This window comes from Hungatella hominis (assembly GCF_014288005.1).
GTDB lineage: Bacteria > Bacillota > Clostridia > Lachnospirales > Lachnospiraceae > Hungatella > Hungatella effluvii.
Genome location: NZ_JACOPB010000003.1, coordinates 262,888 through 280,219, shown reverse-complemented (window position 1 = coordinate 280,219; position 17,332 = coordinate 262,888). Strand labels below are relative to the sequence as shown.

Below are 17,332 nucleotides of genomic sequence, written 5' to 3'. Positions count from 1 at the left end.
AAAAGAGGAAATAATATATGCCCGCAAAACGAACAATTCTGATTGTGGAAGATAATGAAATCAATCGTATGATGCTGAGCGAACTGCTTTCGTCAGAATACAGAGTTCTGGAAGCAGAAAACGGACAGCAGGCTCTCGATGTTCTGGATAAAGAAAAGGATGAGATTTCCGTGATACTGCTGGATATTACCATGCCTGTCATGGACGGATATACGTTCCTTTCTATTGCCAAGGAGGATCCCTCACTGGCGTCCATTCCCGTGATTGTCACGACACAGAGTGACAGCGAAGCGGATGAGGTGGCGGCCTTATCTCATGGAGCCACGGATTACGTAGCGAAACCATATAAGCCTCAGATTATACTTCACAGGGTGGCAAGTATCATCCATTTACGGGAAACAGCCGCCATGATTAACCAGTTTCAGTATGACCGGCTGACCGGCTTATACAGCAAGGAATTCTTTTATCAGCGCGCGAGGGAGGCTCTGCGTCAGAATCCAGGACAGCGCTATTCGATCATCTGTTCGGATATCGAGAATTTCAAGCTGATTAACGACGTATTCGGTGTGGCAGCCGGAGACAGGCTTCTATGCGGAATCGCAGACATGTACCGGAAAAAGGCTGGGGAACGGGGGATCTGTGGTCACCTGGCTGCCGATCATTTTGCATGCCTGCTGGAATTTGACAGCGAGTTTACGGAGCAGATGTTTATCCAGGCCAATGAGGAGATTAACCAGCTGCAGAATGCAAAAAACGTCGCGGTGAAATGGGGCATTTATTCCGTCGGGAACCAGAACGTGACAGTGGAGCAGATGTGTGACCGTGCTCTTTTAGCTGCGCGCAGCATTAAGGGGCAGTATGGCGTCTATTTTGCTGCCTATGATGATAAACTCCGTGATGAGCTGCTGCGGCAGCAGGCTATTATAGACAGTATGGAAACGGCTCTGGAGGAAGGTCAGTTCTTAGTATGGCTCCAGCCGAAATACAGGATATGTGATGAAACCATGGCGGGAGCCGAGGCTTTGGTACGCTGGAATCATCCGGAATGGGGCTTCCAGTCGCCTGCGGAATTTATTCCGTTGTTTGAAAAAAATGGATTTATCACAAAATTAGATCAGTTTGTCTGGGATAAGACCTGTTTTTATCTGCGCAAGTGGGACGAGGAAGGTTATCCTCCCGTTCCGGTCTCTGTCAATGTATCCCGTGCGGATATCTATCATGCGGATATTGCGGATATTATGATGCGCACAGTCAGCAAATACGGCCTGACGCCTTCCAGACTCCATCTGGAGATCACGGAAAGCGCCTACACGGAAGATCCGGGTCAGATCATTGAGACAGTAGGGCATCTGCGTGAACTGGGCTTCATCATCGAAATGGATGATTTCGGAAGCGGATATTCCTCCCTGAACATGCTGAATCAGATGCCGATCGATATCCTGAAGCTGGATATGAAGTTTATCCAGAGCGAGACTGCGAAACCTACGGATCAGGGCGTGCTGCAGTTTATTATGGAACTTGCCCGCCGCATGCATCTGCGTGTGGTGGCAGAGGGCGTGGAGACAAAGAAACAGCTGGACCGGCTGAGCGAAACCGGATGCGATTATGTGCAGGGGTACTATTTTGCAAAGCCGATGCCTGTGGGAGATTTTGAAAGGCTGATGAGAGACCAGGGGAGTCAGTAAAAAGTCCTGTAGGCGCAGATAACAGGAAGACAGGTTAGAAAGGCTCTGATAAAAACCTGTACAAAGGGGCAGAATAAGTATATAATGATAATGCTTATGACAAATGCTGGAGGAAATAATTATGACATTTACTTACCCTGCTGTTTTTACGCCCCATAAAGATGATAAAGGTTATCATGTGGAATTTCCGGATTTGCAGTGCTGCGAGGCAGATGGACCGGATCTGGAGGACGCGGTGGAACATGCGAGAGAAGCAGCATATAACTGGCTCTATCTGGAGGTGGAGGAGGGAACCTATGAGTTTCCCAACCAGACTCACCCGGAGGATATAAAGCTGGAGGAGGGCGCTCTCCTTAAATATATTATGGTCACCATAAGGCTTCTGCCTGATAACGATTAAAATGACACGGTCAGCCTGGAAGTATTCCAGGCCGCCTATAAAACAGATGGCAGCGGAACGTTCTACATAAAAACGTTCCGCTGCCATCTGTTTGTTTCACAGGATGTTCAAATTTATTAAAGGTTCATTAAAGGTTTCTCCGGTATGATCTTCTTAAGAAAAATACGGATGCCAACGATGCATCAAAAGGAGGATATTATGGAGGAAGCAATTGTAACCAAACCAAGCGGAAAAAGGAGAAGATGGGCGTTTTTGGCAGCATTCATGGCGGCGGTGCTGTTTCTGTTCCTGAATGTACATACGGCGTATGCGGCCGAGGGCCTGAAGCTGAGCACCGATTATCCCGGAATATCCGTTAAGCCCGGGGATAACTTAAATATCCCGGTCACACTGGATAATTATACCGGCTCCGGTCTGGATGCAGAGGTTAAAGTGTCCGCCATGCCCGACGGCTGGGAGGGATACCTCCAGGGCGGTAATTACCAGGTAAGCCGCATCCATGTAAAGAACGGCGAGGCCGGAGCAGAAATGACGCTTCATGTAACCGTACCAAAGGAACTGACAGAGGGAACCTACGTAGTCGAGGTAGGCGCCTCCTCGGCGAGCGGCCTCTCCGACACACTGTCCATCTCCTTCCTTGTCAATGAGATGAAGGCGGGAAAGGGAAGCTTTACCTCGGAGTATCCGCAGCAGGAAGGAACCACCGGAACTAACTTCAGCTTCAGCACCACGCTGATTAACAACGGACTGAAGAGCCAGTCCTACAGCCTCTCTTCCAACGCGCCGGCAGGCTGGAACGTTAGCTTTACCCCAACGGGAGAGACCACAAAGGTAGCGGCGATCGAGGTGGAATCCAGCACCAGCAAGGGCATGACCGTGTCTGTCACACCGCCGGAGGGAATCGCCGCCGGGGAATACGATATTTCATGCAGCGCGGTTTCCGCGGAGGAGACTCTCAGCACGGATTTAAAGGTGGTGATCACCGGCAGCTACGGCCTGAAGGTGGGAACGCCGGATGGACGGCTGAGCTTTGACGCCTATGCGGGAAAAGAAGCGGACGTAACCTTGAATGTGACGAATACAGGCAATGTGGATTTACAGGACGTATCCTTAAATTCCTCCCTGCCATCCGGATGGACCGTAACCTATAACCTGGAAAACAACGTGATCCCGTCCATTCCCGCCGGTTCCACGACGGAAGTTATCGCCCACGTAAAACCGGGCTCCGAGGCCATTACCGGAGACTATGTGAATACCTTTACGGCAAAATGTGATCAGGCAGAATCCAGCGCGGATTTCCGTGTGTCCGTGAAGACCAGCACCATCTGGGGCATCGTGGCGGTCGTAATCATCCTGTGTACAGCAGGCGGGCTGGGCTACGTATTCCGTAAATACGGCAGAAGATAGCCGAAAGGGCTGTCACGCCGGAAAGGGGTCATTGTTATGGACATTGCTGCAAATTATGAAGATGATATGATGATAAAAACGGACCATTTAACCAAGGCTTACGGGGAAAAGAAGGCGGTCAGCGACCTGACGCTGTCTATTCGCAGGGGAGAGGTATTCGGGCTCCTCGGGCCCAATGGGGCCGGAAAGACGACCACGACCCTGATGCTCTTAGGTCTGACGGAGCCGACAGCCGGGAGCGCCTCGATTGACGGAAAGGACTGCACCAGACAGGCCATCGAGGTGAAAAGGATGGTAGGATATTTACCGGACAGCGTGGGCTTTTATTCCGATATGACCGGGAGGGAAAATCTCCGGTTTACGGGGCAGTTAAACGGGCTGCCGAAGGCGGTGATTGAAGAACGGATCGGAGATCTGCTGGAGAAAGTCGGCATGACCGGGGCTGCGGACCAGAAGACGGGAACGTATTCCCGGGGCATGAAGCAGCGTCTGGGAATCGCGGACGTACTGATGAAGGACCCTAAGGTGGTCATTATGGATGAACCGACGCTGGGAATCGATCCTGAGGGTATGAGAGAACTCATGTTTTTAATCCGGAGCCTGGCTGAGGAGGATGGCCGGACCATTCTGATCTCGTCGCATCAGCTCTACCAGATTCAGCAGGTGTGCGACCGCGTGGGCCTGTTTGTAGAGGGGCAGTTGATCGCCTGCGGAAGGATCGACGATCTGGCCGGGCAGATGCGCCGGGAGGGACATTACGTGCTGGAGGCCGCGGCTGTCCCGGACGACCGGGGCTTTAAAGAGCTTCTGGAGCACTTGGGAAATGTAGAGAAGATAGAGCGAAGCGGGGATTTCTATGTGATCTATTCCAGCTCGGACTTAAGCCGTGAACTGAACCGAAGGGCGCTGGAGGGCGGCTACAGCCTGTGCCATTTGAGGCAGAGGGGAAATGATCTGGATGAGATCTACCGTACGTATTTTGAGAAAGGAGAGAAGGGAAATGGCAGTCTCAATCAAAGGAAAAGTAAAGGCTTCCTTTCTTTCGGCAGGGAACAGCGCCAGGGAGAGGAGTGACGGTGCGGGCGGAGGCGTCTCCCGTGGCGGAAGTGTCTTTTCGGGTGGAGGCATCCGCTCGGGAATGAGCGGCATGGGAGCCTTATATCATAAGGAGATGTCGGACCATATTCACAGCAAACGGTTCCTGATCGTGCTGCTCTTAATCCTTTTAACCAGCTGTGCCAGCATTTACGGAGCGCTTTCCAGCCTCTCCTCGGAGACTACGTCTGACTCCGGCTACATCTTTTTAAAACTGTTTACATTGAGCGGGAATTCCATTCCTTCGTTCACCTCGTTTATTGCGCTTTTAGGCCCCTTTGTCGGTCTGGCGCTTGGCTTTGACGCCATCAACAGCGAGCGCTCGGAAGGAACCTTAAACCGCCTTGTGGCCCAGCCGATTTACCGGGATGCGGTCATTAACGGCAAGTTTCTGGCCGGAGCCACCATCATATTCCTGATGGTCTTCTCCATGGGACTGATCGCAGGAGCGGTGGGGCTGCTGGCCACGGGAATCCCGCCATCCGGGGAGGAACTGGGACGGGTGCTCATCCTGCTGTTCTTTACTTCCGTCTATATCTGTTTCTGGCTGGCGCTCTCTATCCTGTTCTCCGTGCTGTGCCGCCATGCGGCCACATCGGCCATGGTGGTAATCGCGCTGTGGATTTTTTTCGCTCTGTTTATGACGCTGGTTGTCAGTATCGCAGCCAACGTGCTTTACCCCATGGGGCAGACAGCAACCGCATCGCAGATTCTGGCCAATTATAACTGCCAGATGAATTTAAACCGTCTCTCCCCGTACTATCTGTACAGTGAGGCGGTATCGACCATCATGAATCCGCAGGTGCGCTCCACCAACATCATACTTCCGCAGCAGCTGTCAGGCGCTATAAACGGATATCTGTCCCTGGGACAGAGTCTGCTGCTGGTATGGCCGCACCTGACGGGCTTGCTGGCATTGACTGCCGTAGTCTTTGCCGTCTCCTATATCAGTTTTATGAGAAAGGAAATCCGGGGACGGTAGGGCGATAAACCGCTGTTTTGTGAATTATCTGTAAAATCCATCGGTGTTCTCTTGCATTCTCCGTAGAATTGAGAGAGAATACAGATGGATTTTTCTGTTATAAGGAGATGAAAAAATGCGTGTACTGATCGTGGAAGACAACAGGCGGCTGGCGGAATCCATCCGTGACATCCTGAAACACTGGTATGACTGTGATATCTGCGGTGACGGGAATACGGGATACTTTTTGCTCACGGACGGCGGTTATGACGCGGCCGTGCTGGATTTGATGCTGCCGGGAATGGACGGGATCACGCTGCTTAAGAAGGCCCGAAAGAGCGGTTGTTCCGTTCCCGTGCTGATTCTTACTGCCCGGAGCGAGATCGACGACCGGGTGCTGGGGCTGGAGAGCGGAGCCGATTATTACCTGACAAAGCCCTTTGACATGCAGGAGCTGCTGGCCGTGATGAAGACGATATTACGGCGCCGGGGAGAGGTCATTCCGGAATGCTTAAGCCTGGGCAACATATCGCTGAACCAGGCGGACTATACGTTAAGTGGGCCGGAAAAAAGCATCCGGCTGGGTAAGAAGGAGTATGACCTCCTCCGGATCCTTTTCGTGAACCGCGACATGGTAGTTTCCAAGGAGACGCTCCTGTCGAAGATCTGGGGCAGCGACGGCGAGGCGGTCGATAACAATGTGGAGATATACATTTCATTTCTGAGAAAGAAGCTGGAGTTCTTGAAAGCGGATGTGGTGATTGTGACCATCCGCAGGCTGGGATACCGGATCATGGAGAAGAATGGAGGAGGCGGACGGGAATGAAGGAGATAAGCAGGCTTCGGATGAAATTTATCTGCTATAACATGCTGATCGTGACGGCGGTTATCGGGATTACCTTCTGTGCGGTGGCATTTATCATGGAGAAACGGGTCAGCGCGCAGGGAAGGCTGGCGCTGGCGAAGGTGGTGTCGCAGGAGGAGCATCCCTTGATCTTCACCACCCGTTCGCCTGCGCAGACGCCGTATTTCTCCGTTATGGTAGGGGAGGATGGCATGGTGACGCCGTGGGAAGGCGGCTATGAAGCATTTCCGGGACAGGAATTCTTAGAGGAGATGGCATTTTTGGGAATGGCCGGCGAGGAGGACATGGGGCTTCTGGAGGGCTACCATCTTCGGTATCTGCGGGTCAGCCGCCCCACCGGATATATGATTGCGTTTGCCGACACCTCCTATGAGGACACCCTGCGAAACGGTGTCATGCAGTATGGAGGCCTGGCCTGCGCCGGTATCTGGATCGGTTTCCTGGTACTGTCCTACTTCTTTTCCCGATGGGCTGTTAAGCCGGTGGAAGAGTCCATACGGATGCAGAAGCAGTTTGTGGCCGACGCCTCCCATGAACTGAAGACGCCTCTGACGGTGATTACGGCTAACACCGAGCTGCTTCAGGAACAGTATACGGGTATATCCACCGAGGCGGATAAATGGCTGGAGCACATCCTTCAGGAATGCAGGGAGATGCGTTTCCTGGTGGAGAGTCTGCTCCTGCTTGCCAAAAATGACGCCCTCACGCCAAAGAAGGGGACCTTCCATCTCTTCAGCCTGAGCGATCTGGTGATGGAAAAGGTGCTGACCTTCGAACCGGTTTTCTATCAGGAGGAAAAGCAGCTGGAGTATCAGCTGGACGAGGAGGTGCAGATGCTGGGCGATCCGGATCAGGTGGGACAGCTGGTCAAGGCGCTTTTAGACAACGCGGTGAAATACTCCCTTCCCAAAGGGAAAACCGTGGTGAAGCTGGAGGCGGCAGGCAGAAAACGGGCAAAGCTCTGGGTGAACAGCCAGGGAGAACCCATACCGGAAGAGAAACGTTCCCTGATCTTCCGGCGTTTCTACAGAGAAGACAGCGCCAGAAGCAGCTGCAGCGGCTACGGCCTGGGACTGGCTATCGCCGCGGAGACGGCTGGAAAACACAGAGCAAAGATTGGAATGGAATACCGGGATGGAATGAACTGTTTCTATTTGACCGTGAGAAGAAGATGAGAGAGGAGGGAAATCCGCCTCTCTCCTTATACGCAAACGATTGTGTAAAAATTCTGGAAAGTTTGACTAATCTATGATAAACTATTCCTAACGTCATTATGAAGATGAAGCTTAATACCATGAAGGATATCGCACCGCTTTGCAGGTGCCTGCTTTCGTGGCTTTTTTTATGTCAGGCGGAACGGTCCGGTGAGACGGGCCTTTCATCATAATCGCCGCAGTAAAGACAGCTGGGAAGGGTACAAATACAGGAGAGATGAGATGGAGGAAGCAATGAGATCAAGAAAATTAGTGAGCTTTCTATTTGGAGCCATGATGGCGATGGCCGCAGTAACCGGCTGCGGAAAGCAGGGGACGCCGGCGGCAGGGACGTCGGTACAGGCGTCAGAATCAGTGAATCATACAGAACAGACCGCTGAGGCGGAGAACGGGGATACGGAAGGCCGGACGAAACAGGGCCATCTGGTGGAGACGCTTAAGCTGGCGGGAGGGACGGACTGGGGAGCTCCCAGCCCTTATTTAAACGCATCCCGCGGCCCGGGAAGCGCCAAGATGAATCTGGTGTTTGCAAGCCTGATCGACGAAGATGAGACGGGAGATATTCCATGGCTTGCCCAGTCCTGGGAAATGAACGGCAGTGACTATACGTTTACCCTGTTTCCCGATACAAAATTCCACGACGGTACGCCTCTGACGACAGAAGATGTCGCCTTTACCATAGACTATTTCAGGGAACATCCGCCGGTATCCAACTCGCTGGGAGCGGGGGACAGCTTCCTGATCGACCATTACACCGTTGTGGACGACCGCACGATTACCATCACGGTAAAAGAGGCCGCTGCGGATACGCTGAGCAGCATCGGTTCGTTTGTGATTATTCCAAGACACGTGTGGGAGAAGGTGGAAGATCCGAACACCTACACGGGCGACGGATATTTGACGGGCAGCGGAGCATACCGTTGTACCGCCTATGACGGGGCCACCGGAAGCTATGAATTCACCGCGTTCGATGACTTCAAGGGCGGAAAACCGGCAGCCGACCGCGTGCTGTTTGTTCCTGTCAGCGATCCCCTTCTGGCATTTGAAAATCACGAGATCGACATCACCGGCATGCCGGCTGATTTAAAGGATAAATACTTAAGCGATCCGGGGATCGGCGTGGTGGAAAAAGCCAATGACATGGGATACAAGCTCCTGATTAATTTTGAAAAATGTCCCGGTTTTCTCGATCTGGACCAGAGAAAGGCTGTGTATGCGGCCCTGGACCGTCAGGCGGTCGTGGACAAGGTATTCCGCGGAGCCGGAAGCGTGGGTAGCGCGGGATACGTTCCGCAGGGAAGCCTTTATTACAACGATCACGTTGTGGCCTACCCATATGATCCGGAAAAAGCGAAGTCCGCACTGGAGAGTAAAAACTATGAAGTGACCCTTCTGGCGGCCGACAGCGGCTCCGATGTGGATATAGCAGAGCTTATCAAACAGGATTTGGAGGCGGCCGGTGTAAAAGTGACGGTTGCAGCCTACGATTCGGCTTCCCGTGATGAGATGGTCCATGCGGGAAACTATGAATTTGCGCTGGTAGGCAATGGCGGCTGGAGCAATAATCCGCCGAAATATATGAGAACCATTTTCTCCGACCGTTCGAAGAATAAGGGAGGTAATCCGCACAGCATGGGACCGATCGGCTACAGCAGCGATGAGATCACGAAGCTGGCCGAGGACCAGATGAGGGAAGTGGATTTCGAGGCCCGCAGACAGATGTTTCAGGATCTGGAGTATCTGGTCAGCGAGGAAGTCCCGCTGATCGTCATCGCAAATCAGTCCTCCTACTCCATGTACCGCAAGGATTATTACGACGGCTGGATGAAGACGTACGCGTATCAGCAGACGGAACAGACCCGTCTGTCCTATATGGAAAGATAAACGCTTATGAGAAAACGAATCACACTGTTTATCTGTACCTTTCTGGTGATTTACCTGTTTGACTTTTTCATTCCCCGCCTGATGCCGGGAGATCCGCTTCTGTATACCTCATCGGTTTCCGGCGAGGACATGGATACCGAGTATTCGAAAGAGCAGCTGGACCAGATGAGGGCGTATTACGGCCTGGATCAGCCGCTCACTGAGCAGTTGGCACAGACAGTCAGGAAAAATCTGACCGGAGATCTTGGATTGAGCATCCATTACAAAAAGCCGGTGACTACTGTGCTCAAGGAACGCCTGCCCTGGAGCCTTTCTGTCATGGGCGTGTCGTTAATTCTGAGCCTGGTGACCGGTACGGCGCTGGCGCTGTTTGGAATGCAGAAAAAATGGTTCGACCGGGCGGCCTTTCGGATATTATCTGCCCTTACGGAGGTGCCCGCCTATTTAGTCGGGCTGCTGCTCTTATTTCTGGTGGCGGCAAAGGTTTCATGGCTGCCTCTGTCGGGCGGGGCGACGGCATTTGCCAGATACGAGACGGGCGGGGAGAAGGCGTGGGATTTTATCTCCCATGGCTTTCTGCCGGTGCTGTCCCTCGTTATTGTGATGTTTCCCGGATTTTACTTCACGGCGAGGGCCAGCTTCCTGGAGGTGATGTCGAAACCGTATCTCATGAATGCCAGGGCCAAGGGGCTGAAAGCGGGAAGAATCCGCTGGAGCTACATATTCAGAAACGGTATGACGCCGATTGTGGTTCGTTTTTTCCTGAATGTCGGAACCGCGGTTGGCGGTACGCTGCTGATCGAAAATGTATTTGCTTATCCGGGGCTGGGGCTGGTGATGCGGGAAGCCGTGCGGTACAGGGACTATACGATGATACAGGGATTTTTTCTGCTGTCAACGGTTCTGGTGCTCACCAGCCTGTTTCTGGCGGACGTGCTGAACGCAGGGATTGACCGGGAGGAATTGAGATGAAACGAATCAGAAGGTATTTCATCCTCCTGCTTCTTCTGGCGGCTGTCTGCCTGTATGGCCTGACACTGTACCCCCACAGCCCGGTTAAGTCTTCCGGCGCCTCCCTCGAAGCGCCGTCGGCCATCCACTTTCTGGGAACGGACAACCTGGGAATCGATATTTTTGCCCAGCTGTCAAAGGGATTTTATCTGAGCATGATGACGGGAGTGACAGCGGCCGCCTGCTCCTTTGCCGCAGGCGGACTGTTCGGCGTATGCGCGGGATACTGCGGAAAAAGGACTGATGCGGTCCTCTCCTTTATTACCAATGTGTTTCTGTCTGTTCCGCAGCTTCCGGTTATGATTGTGATCGGAGCGTTCTGGGGACAGAGTATCTGGAATATCATTCTGATCGTCTCGGCCTTCTCCTGGGCATCCATTGCAAAACAGGTGCGCGCCAAGGTGATGTCCGTAAAGAACAGGAAATACGTGGTGCTGGCAAAGAGCTACGGCGCCAGTCCGTGGTATATTGTGAGAAAGCATATGCTGGGTGAAATACTTCCGCTGCTCTTAGTCAATGCGGCTGCAGTTACCGGCAGGACCATCATCCAGGAGTCTTCCCTGGCGTATCTGGGACTGTCCGATCCCCTTGCGAAGTCCTGGGGACTGATGATACAGAATGCATCCTCCTTTACGGGAATCTATTTCACCGATTACTGGACGTGGTGGCTGATCCCGCCGGTGACAATGCTGGTGCTCACAATTCTCTGCTTAAGGCTGTTGTCACAGGCTCTGGAGGAGTGGCTGCTGCGGGAGGAATGAGAGGAGGAATGAGAAATTATGAGTGAAATTCTGAATGTACATGGTCTGACGGTGGAATATCCCGGATTTACGCTGGGCCCATGCTCTTTTTCCATGAAGAGAGGGGAGATCCTGGCGGCAGCCGGAGAGTCGGGAAGCGGCAAGACTACACTGGCCCGGGCGCTGTCCCGTCTGCTGGAGGAGGAAGCGGCTGTGGCGGGTGAGGTGGCGATAGCCGGCAGTTCCCTGTATAAGATGAAAGAGGAGGAAGTGCGCCGGATTCGGATGGAACTGTTTTCCATCGTCTTTCAGAATTCGGGAGAATGGCTGAATCCCTCCATGAGGCTGAGAGAGCAGCTCCGGGAAACACTGATTAAAAAATATCCGGCCCGAGAGCACCGGGAGCGCATGAAAATACTGATGGTAATGGTGGGGCTGGAGGAAACGGACTTAGAGCGCTACCCGGACCAGCTATCCGGAGGGATGGCGCAGAAGTTCTTACTGGCCAATGCTATGGCACTGTCACCTGAAATGGTGATTTTAGATGAGCCGACCAGTTCCATGGATGCCAATTCCAGAAAAGCGTTTATCGATCTGATCCGCAGGATTAACCGGGAACACGGGACCGCATTTCTGATCATCACCCATGATCTGCGCCTGGCCAGGGAGCTGAGCAGCAGGATTATGATCCTGTACGGAGGCGTGGTGGAAGAGGCGGGACTGACGGAAAAGGTTCTGGAGCGGCCGAAGCATCCCTACACCCAGGGGCTTTTAAGGGCCTCCATGGATTTAAATCTCCTGAAGGATATCTGGGGGATCAGGCCGGCAGAGGAAGAGGGGCTGGGAGGCTGTCCGTTTTTCGGAAGATGCTGTCAGAGACTGGATATCTGCCGGACGAAAAGGCCTTCTCTCACGGAAAACGGCGATGGCAGGCAGGTAGCCTGCAACCGGGGCGGGATTGTAACTCTGCTGGAAGCGCAGCACATTGGTAAGCGGTATGGGAAGCAGGACGTACTGCGGGACGCCAGTCTGGAGATAGAACACGGAGAGTTTATCTCCCTGGTAGGAAAATCAGGCGTTGGGAAGACGACGCTTTCCAGAATACTCGGCGGATATATGGACGAATTTGAAGGTAATGTGTTGTATGACGGTAAAACCGCCGACTATAAACAGCTTCATAAGAGCAGTCATGGTGTCCAGATGGTATTTCAGGACAGCAATGAATCCGTGAATCCCTCCATGACTGTCCGGGAAGCGGTAAGCGAGCCTTTAACTCTGTCCGGCCAGGCTGACGCAGACACGGTGAAGGACCGGATCGGACAGGCGCTTCGTGATGTGGGACTGCCGGCTGATGCGCGTTTCCTGAATACCAGAGTGAAGAAACTGTCCGGAGGGCAGAAACAGAGAATCTGTATCGCAAGGGCGCTGACCATGGAACCGGCGCTGATGATAGCGGACGAGCCCACTTCCATGCTGGATCCGTCGAGCAAGGCTAATGTGCTGCGTTTTTTGAAGGGGCTTCAGAACAGCAGAGGATTCAGCATACTGATGGTGACTCACGATTTAACCTGCGCGGCGAAGGTATCAGACCGCATTTATCTGTTAAAGAATGGAAGACTGCAGCCGTTTGCCCCTGTTGCGGACCGGATTGAGTGCAGTATTTATCAAATGGAGGAATTTTAAATGAGAGCAGAAGAGAAGCAAGAATTATGGGATCAGTGTGCAAAATTTCATGGTCACGTGTGCGGTGGACTGACAATCGGATATAAAGCGGCCTTATACGCAATGGAGCTTTTGGAACTGGGCTTTTCCGAGGACGAGGAAGTGGTATGTATTTCCGAGAATGACGCCTGCGGCGTGGACGCTATTCAGGTTGTGCTGGGATGCAGCATTGGAAAGGGGAATCTGCTGTTTCATATGAGGGGTAAGCAGGCGTTTTCCTTTTATAACCGGAAAACGGGGAAGTCTGTCCGTCTGGTGTTAAGAGAACGTCCGGATTTTGCGTCGAAGGAAGAGTCTTTTGCGTATCTTCAGAAGAGGGAACCGGAAGAATTATTTGACGTGAAAGAGGCTGTATGCCATATTCCGGAAAGAGCCAGGCTGTTCCGGTCCTGTCCCTGCGACTGCTGCAAAGAGACCACCGCGGAACATATGATGCGGCTTCAGGACGGAAAGAAGCTTTGTCTGGACTGCTGGAAAGAGTATGACAGGTTCCGGGTCTAGAACAGAAAAATACAATGCCATGAAAACAGGCCATACCGATAATCCGGCGCCTGCTGTCATGGCATTTTTTATGACGTTACTCTTATGCGTGTTTTATAATTTAAGCGCTCCAATCCCAACCAATCCGGGACCGGTATGCACGGCCAGAGAGGCAGTTATGGCCTTTTCCATGATCAGCGTTCCCTGGGGAATACCGGCGAGCAGTTTCGGCCGCAACTCTTCGGCGGCTTCTTTTCCGTCACCGTTTAAGAGGGCTGTGAGGCAGGGACCGTCGCCTGCGAAGGCCTTTACTTCCGCCAGAAGTCTGGAAAGTCCCTGTCTGGAACCCCGGATTTTGGCGACTGTATAGTAGACACCTTCTTCATTACAGGAGATAATCGGCTTTAAATTCAGCATGCTGCCTACGACTGAGGTGACAAGTCCGATCCGGCCACCCTTGCGCAGATAGGTCAGCGTATCCATGTAATAAAATATCTTGCATTCCTTCACTTTCTTTGGCAGTGCCTCGGTCAGCTCATCATAACTCATGCCTTCCTCCAGCTTCATAGCCGCCCAGAGCGCCAGAATTCCCGCGCCGAAGGAGACACTTCTGGTATCCAGAACAAAGGAAGTCAGTTCCTGTTCTTCACCGAGCACGTGGCTGACCGTATTATACGTGCCGCTAAGGCCGCTGGAAATGGAAAATGCCAGCACATGAGTATATCCCTCCGCTTTCATTTCCTCCACCATATTTTTAACGTCCTGTGGACTTGGCGTGGAGGTAGAGGGGATCTCCTTTGGAAATCTCTGATAAATCGTTTCCGGAAAAATATCAACTCCGTCAACGTAATCCTTCTCCGGGTAAATAATGTGAAGGGGCATAACCTTCATATGATATTTTTGAACCAGCTCGTCAGAAACGTCACAGCCGGAATCAATCAAAATAGCAGTTTTCATATTGGAACCTCCATATGTAGTAATCAAAACTATATAATCTAGTATCTCATAAAAATGCCGCTGTGTCAATAAAATCTTCCTGTTTTTCTGCATTTCTGTCCATATAATTCTCTAATTTGCAAGAGAAACTTAATACTTCCCCGCCAGCGAATATAGTATACTTAATATCAATGCCGGGCAGACATGCCTGTTCATTCTTTTGGCGGCTGCCGCGGCGGCGAATATTCCGCCGCTTATGATGAAATATGATTTTATTACTTACGGTAAGACAGGACTTTATTATGATAGAAGCATTCAGATTACACATGGAATAATACGAAAGGATTGATTGTATGATCTGCCCGAAATGTGGACATGAAACATCAGGAAACTACTGCAATAACTGCGGAGAACCACTGAGTACCGGTTATTTAATGGAATCGGCTGAGGAATATGAGATAAGAAAACGGCTGTCAGAGGAGTTGGCGGGCCTGGAAGAACAGGCCGCAAGCACACCGCCGGTTATGGAAGGACAAAAGAGCCGGGGGGATTGGACGGTTAAGAGCGAGCGATCAGAGGAAAAGCTTTTAGCGGAAGAATGGTTAAACACAGAGGAACCGCCATGTATAAAAGAACGAATGGAGAGTGATGGCGAGGCGTATGTGGACGATGGAACGAATGCGGACAACCAGTCTTTTAATCCGGCGAAATCAATCATCGGAGCACTGGCCCTCCTAAAGAGTCGTCATTTTACAGAAGCCTCTTTAAATGCAGAAGATCAGCAGTCCTATGAGAACCAGACTGATGATACCAACCTCTTAAACAACCGTGGCAGGCGTAATTCTCTTGACGATACAGAGGCAGACGATAGCGAAAGCTATCAGCCGAGGAGCAGAAAGTCGGAAAAACAGAAGCCCAAAGAGAAAACACCAAAGCCTAAAAAGTCCAAAGAAGGCTCTGAAGGGCGAAAAGCAGAATCGAAAGGTGAGCGAAAAGAGCAGCAGAAAAAGGAAACCCGAATGAAAAAGCTGGAGGGTGAGGTAGAGCGCCTGCGCAGCAGTCAGGAGAACGGCAGGCAAGAGAATGACAGTCGGGAAAAGGTACGGCCGGTTTCACGCGGAATGGCGGGGCGAAAAGCACAGAGAGAAGAGAGCTGGGACTGGGACGGCGGGGAACCCAGTGGTTCGGCATACAGCGGGCTGCCCCGGGGAAAGAACCAGAGCAGCCGATCTTTGCGCGGTAATACAGACTCCAGGGTAAGCCGCGATTTCGACATACCGGATTCAGAAACCCGTATAATCGAAAAGACAGACAAGGACGGCGTCAGTTTTGGCGATGTGGTGGTAAAAAGCATGGTGACAGCCACTGTAATCATCTCCAGAGTGATGCAGCTGGCCTCCTTTCTACTGATGGCGGGTATGGTGTTCCTTATGGCACAGTCATTCTGGGAACACGGCCAGGCACTGGGCGATATCCGGTTCATGGCGGCGGAGTCCAACTACGGAATGGCTCTCTACGCCGGCTTTGCAGGAATCACACTGTTTATGGGGCTAATCTGGTGTCTCTGGATTCCCTCAAAAACGGGAGCGGGAGGCGGTGTGCGCATGAAAAAATACGATACGGGAAGAGGCTTTGTGCCGTTTCTTCTCTGCATGGCGGCAGTCGTGGCAGCGGCAGTAGTCCAGCCGGAGATACCGGCTGAAGCCGAGGCGTGGAAAGGGATGGCAAAAGGCGCAGCCGCGGCCATGGAGGCCGTGAATTCCCATCGTGATATTCTATTTCTTGGCAGCACTGCCGGAGCGGTTCTTTCTCTGGTGAGAAAGCTGCTCCGGGTCTGAGCCGTTTCGCCGCAGCACTCTTAAATATACGAATTCTATGGCAAACAATTTTCTTTCCATCTGCGGGCGTACTCCTTAGGAGAACACCCGCATTCTTTTTTAAAATACCGGGAAAAGTGGGTGATATCGGAAAATCCGCATTGCCGGGCCGCCAGATTAATCGGAAGCGCCTCATTTGTGAGCAGATTCTTGGCTTTTTCCAGGCGGACGGAGAGAAGGTCTGCATGAGGGGTACTCTGGAAAAATTTCTGGTAACAGGCAAAAAACTGACTCTTCTCCAGGTTTGCCCTGCGGCACAGATCTTCTGTCGTCCAGGGCTTTTCATAGTTACGGAGCATATCGAGACGGAGACTTAAGAAGATTTCATACAGCTCCCGGTTCTCAACAATGTCAGTATTCTCCCCAGCCATGGCCCGGGCTATGGCAATAAACATCTCATTCAGCAGAAAATATTCTTTCTCGTCCGCAAATGGGCGGGATGCGATCCGTTCTTCCTGAAGCTCTCTGATGTACTCGTCGATTTCATCCGGATTTCCAGGATAAAAAATGGAGTTTAACGGAATTTTAAAGCGCTCAATGAGCGTATCGGAGCACGAAAAATGGATATAACTGTTCCGGAATTTTTGAACAGCCTCATAGTGCTGCATAGTCTGAGGCGTATACAGGATGCAGGCATTTTCCCGGGCCAGTGTGAGTTCTTTATTCAAGTAGAATTTCATCGGAGTTTTCAGCAGCAGGAATAAGTAGTCACCACTGCCTCCCGGTCGGTAAATCCTGTCTTTTGGCGGATTCTGCCGGTTGTATTCACAGAAATGTATTTCAAAATTGAGCATGGCCCTTCCTCCTGATTCTGATTCTCTTACCTTTGCCGTCAGGTTGTTTCGTTTCATTCTTTATAGGATGATAACAGTATAAACATAATCGGAGAAAAAATCAAATGCTTCGGAGAAAAGTCACTGGTTTTTTCTCCTGTACCTGATAAGATATGAGTAAAGAATATACGTAACAGTTCAGACGGCGGAAAAATCAGTGCAAAGGCGGGCGTTAAGCTTGCTTATAAGACCGTTTTTGAACTGATTTTTACATCGGATGGA

The 17,332-nt window shown here is 51.8% G+C and carries 15 protein-coding genes; 13 read left to right on the top strand and 2 right to left on the bottom strand.

The genetic code is table 11. From position 1 onward, the window contains the following. Positions 1 to 17: 17 nt before the first annotated feature. From H8S75_RS09290 to H8S75_RS09235, 12 genes are all read left to right on the top strand, one after another. On the top strand, positions 18 to 1,685 hold the full coding sequence (locus H8S75_RS09290; protein WP_187020974.1) for a two-component system response regulator: 1,668 nt from the start codon (positions 18 to 20) through the stop codon (positions 1,683 to 1,685). Positions 1,686 to 1,806: 121 nt separating this feature from the next. Beyond that, complete coding sequence (locus tag H8S75_RS09285; RefSeq protein ID WP_187020972.1) at positions 1,807 to 2,085, top strand: type II toxin-antitoxin system HicB family antitoxin; 279 nt, start codon at positions 1,807 to 1,809, stop codon at positions 2,083 to 2,085. Between the two features lie 198 nt (positions 2,086 to 2,283). Next, entirely contained in the window at positions 2,284 to 3,492 is a 1,209-nt protein-coding gene (locus H8S75_RS09280) for a COG1470 family protein (RefSeq protein WP_187020971.1), read from the top strand. A 36-nt stretch (positions 3,493 to 3,528) separates the two neighbouring features. After that, positions 3,529 to 4,566 carry an ABC transporter ATP-binding protein gene (locus tag H8S75_RS09275; RefSeq protein WP_187020969.1) on the top strand — a complete coding sequence of 346 codons (1,038 nt, stop codon included), beginning with the start codon at positions 3,529 to 3,531 and terminating at the stop codon, positions 4,564 to 4,566. Further along, entirely contained in the window at positions 4,493 to 5,569 is a 1,077-nt protein-coding gene (locus tag H8S75_RS09270; protein WP_187020967.1) for an ABC transporter permease, read from the top strand. The genes H8S75_RS09275 and H8S75_RS09270 overlap by 74 nt, the downstream gene beginning before the upstream one ends. Positions 5,570 to 5,684: 115 nt before the next feature. After that, on the top strand, positions 5,685 to 6,374 hold the full coding sequence (locus H8S75_RS09265; protein ID WP_187020966.1) for a response regulator transcription factor: 690 nt from the start codon (positions 5,685 to 5,687) through the stop codon (positions 6,372 to 6,374). After that, entirely contained in the window at positions 6,371 to 7,588 is a 1,218-nt protein-coding gene (locus H8S75_RS09260; RefSeq protein ID WP_187020964.1) for a sensor histidine kinase, read from the top strand. The genes H8S75_RS09265 and H8S75_RS09260 overlap by 4 nt, the downstream gene beginning before the upstream one ends. A gap of 273 nt (positions 7,589 to 7,861) precedes the next feature. Beyond that, positions 7,862 to 9,511: an ABC transporter substrate-binding protein gene (locus H8S75_RS09255; protein ID WP_243270213.1), complete on the top strand. Its 1,650-nt coding sequence runs from the start codon at positions 7,862 to 7,864 to the stop codon at positions 9,509 to 9,511. A gap of 6 nt (positions 9,512 to 9,517) precedes the next feature. After that, positions 9,518 to 10,483 carry an ABC transporter permease gene (locus H8S75_RS09250; protein ID WP_187020961.1) on the top strand — a complete coding sequence of 322 codons (966 nt, stop codon included), beginning with the start codon at positions 9,518 to 9,520 and terminating at the stop codon, positions 10,481 to 10,483. Then, positions 10,480 to 11,283, top strand: coding sequence for an ABC transporter permease (locus H8S75_RS09245; protein ID WP_187020959.1), 804 nt, complete (start codon positions 10,480 to 10,482; stop codon positions 11,281 to 11,283). Before H8S75_RS09250 ends, H8S75_RS09245 begins: the two co-directional genes overlap by 4 nt. A gap of 18 nt (positions 11,284 to 11,301) precedes the next feature. Continuing rightward, on the top strand, positions 11,302 to 12,945 hold the full coding sequence (locus H8S75_RS09240; RefSeq protein ID WP_187020958.1) for an ABC transporter ATP-binding protein: 1,644 nt from the start codon (positions 11,302 to 11,304) through the stop codon (positions 12,943 to 12,945). After that, positions 12,946 to 13,485: an FmdE family protein gene (locus H8S75_RS09235; RefSeq protein ID WP_187020956.1), complete on the top strand. Its 540-nt coding sequence runs from the start codon at positions 12,946 to 12,948 to the stop codon at positions 13,483 to 13,485. It abuts the gene before it with no gap. A gap of 93 nt (positions 13,486 to 13,578) precedes the next feature. On the opposite strand, the gene H8S75_RS09230 is transcribed toward H8S75_RS09235, so the two are convergent. Further along, complete coding sequence (locus tag H8S75_RS09230; protein WP_025529366.1) at positions 13,579 to 14,421, bottom strand: DegV family protein; 843 nt, start codon at positions 14,419 to 14,421, stop codon at positions 13,579 to 13,581. Between the two features lie 332 nt (positions 14,422 to 14,753). On the opposite strand from H8S75_RS09230, the gene H8S75_RS09225 reads away from it, so the two are divergent. Then, positions 14,754 to 16,238, top strand: a complete 1,485-nt coding sequence (locus tag H8S75_RS09225; protein ID WP_187020955.1) for a zinc ribbon domain-containing protein — start codon at positions 14,754 to 14,756, stop codon at positions 16,236 to 16,238. A gap of 35 nt (positions 16,239 to 16,273) precedes the next feature. On the opposite strand, the gene H8S75_RS09220 is transcribed toward H8S75_RS09225, so the two are convergent. Further along, positions 16,274 to 17,071 carry an AraC family transcriptional regulator gene (locus H8S75_RS09220; RefSeq protein ID WP_187020953.1) on the bottom strand — a complete coding sequence of 266 codons (798 nt, stop codon included), beginning with the start codon at positions 17,069 to 17,071 and terminating at the stop codon, positions 16,274 to 16,276. Between the last annotated feature and the right edge of the window lie 261 nt (positions 17,072 to 17,332).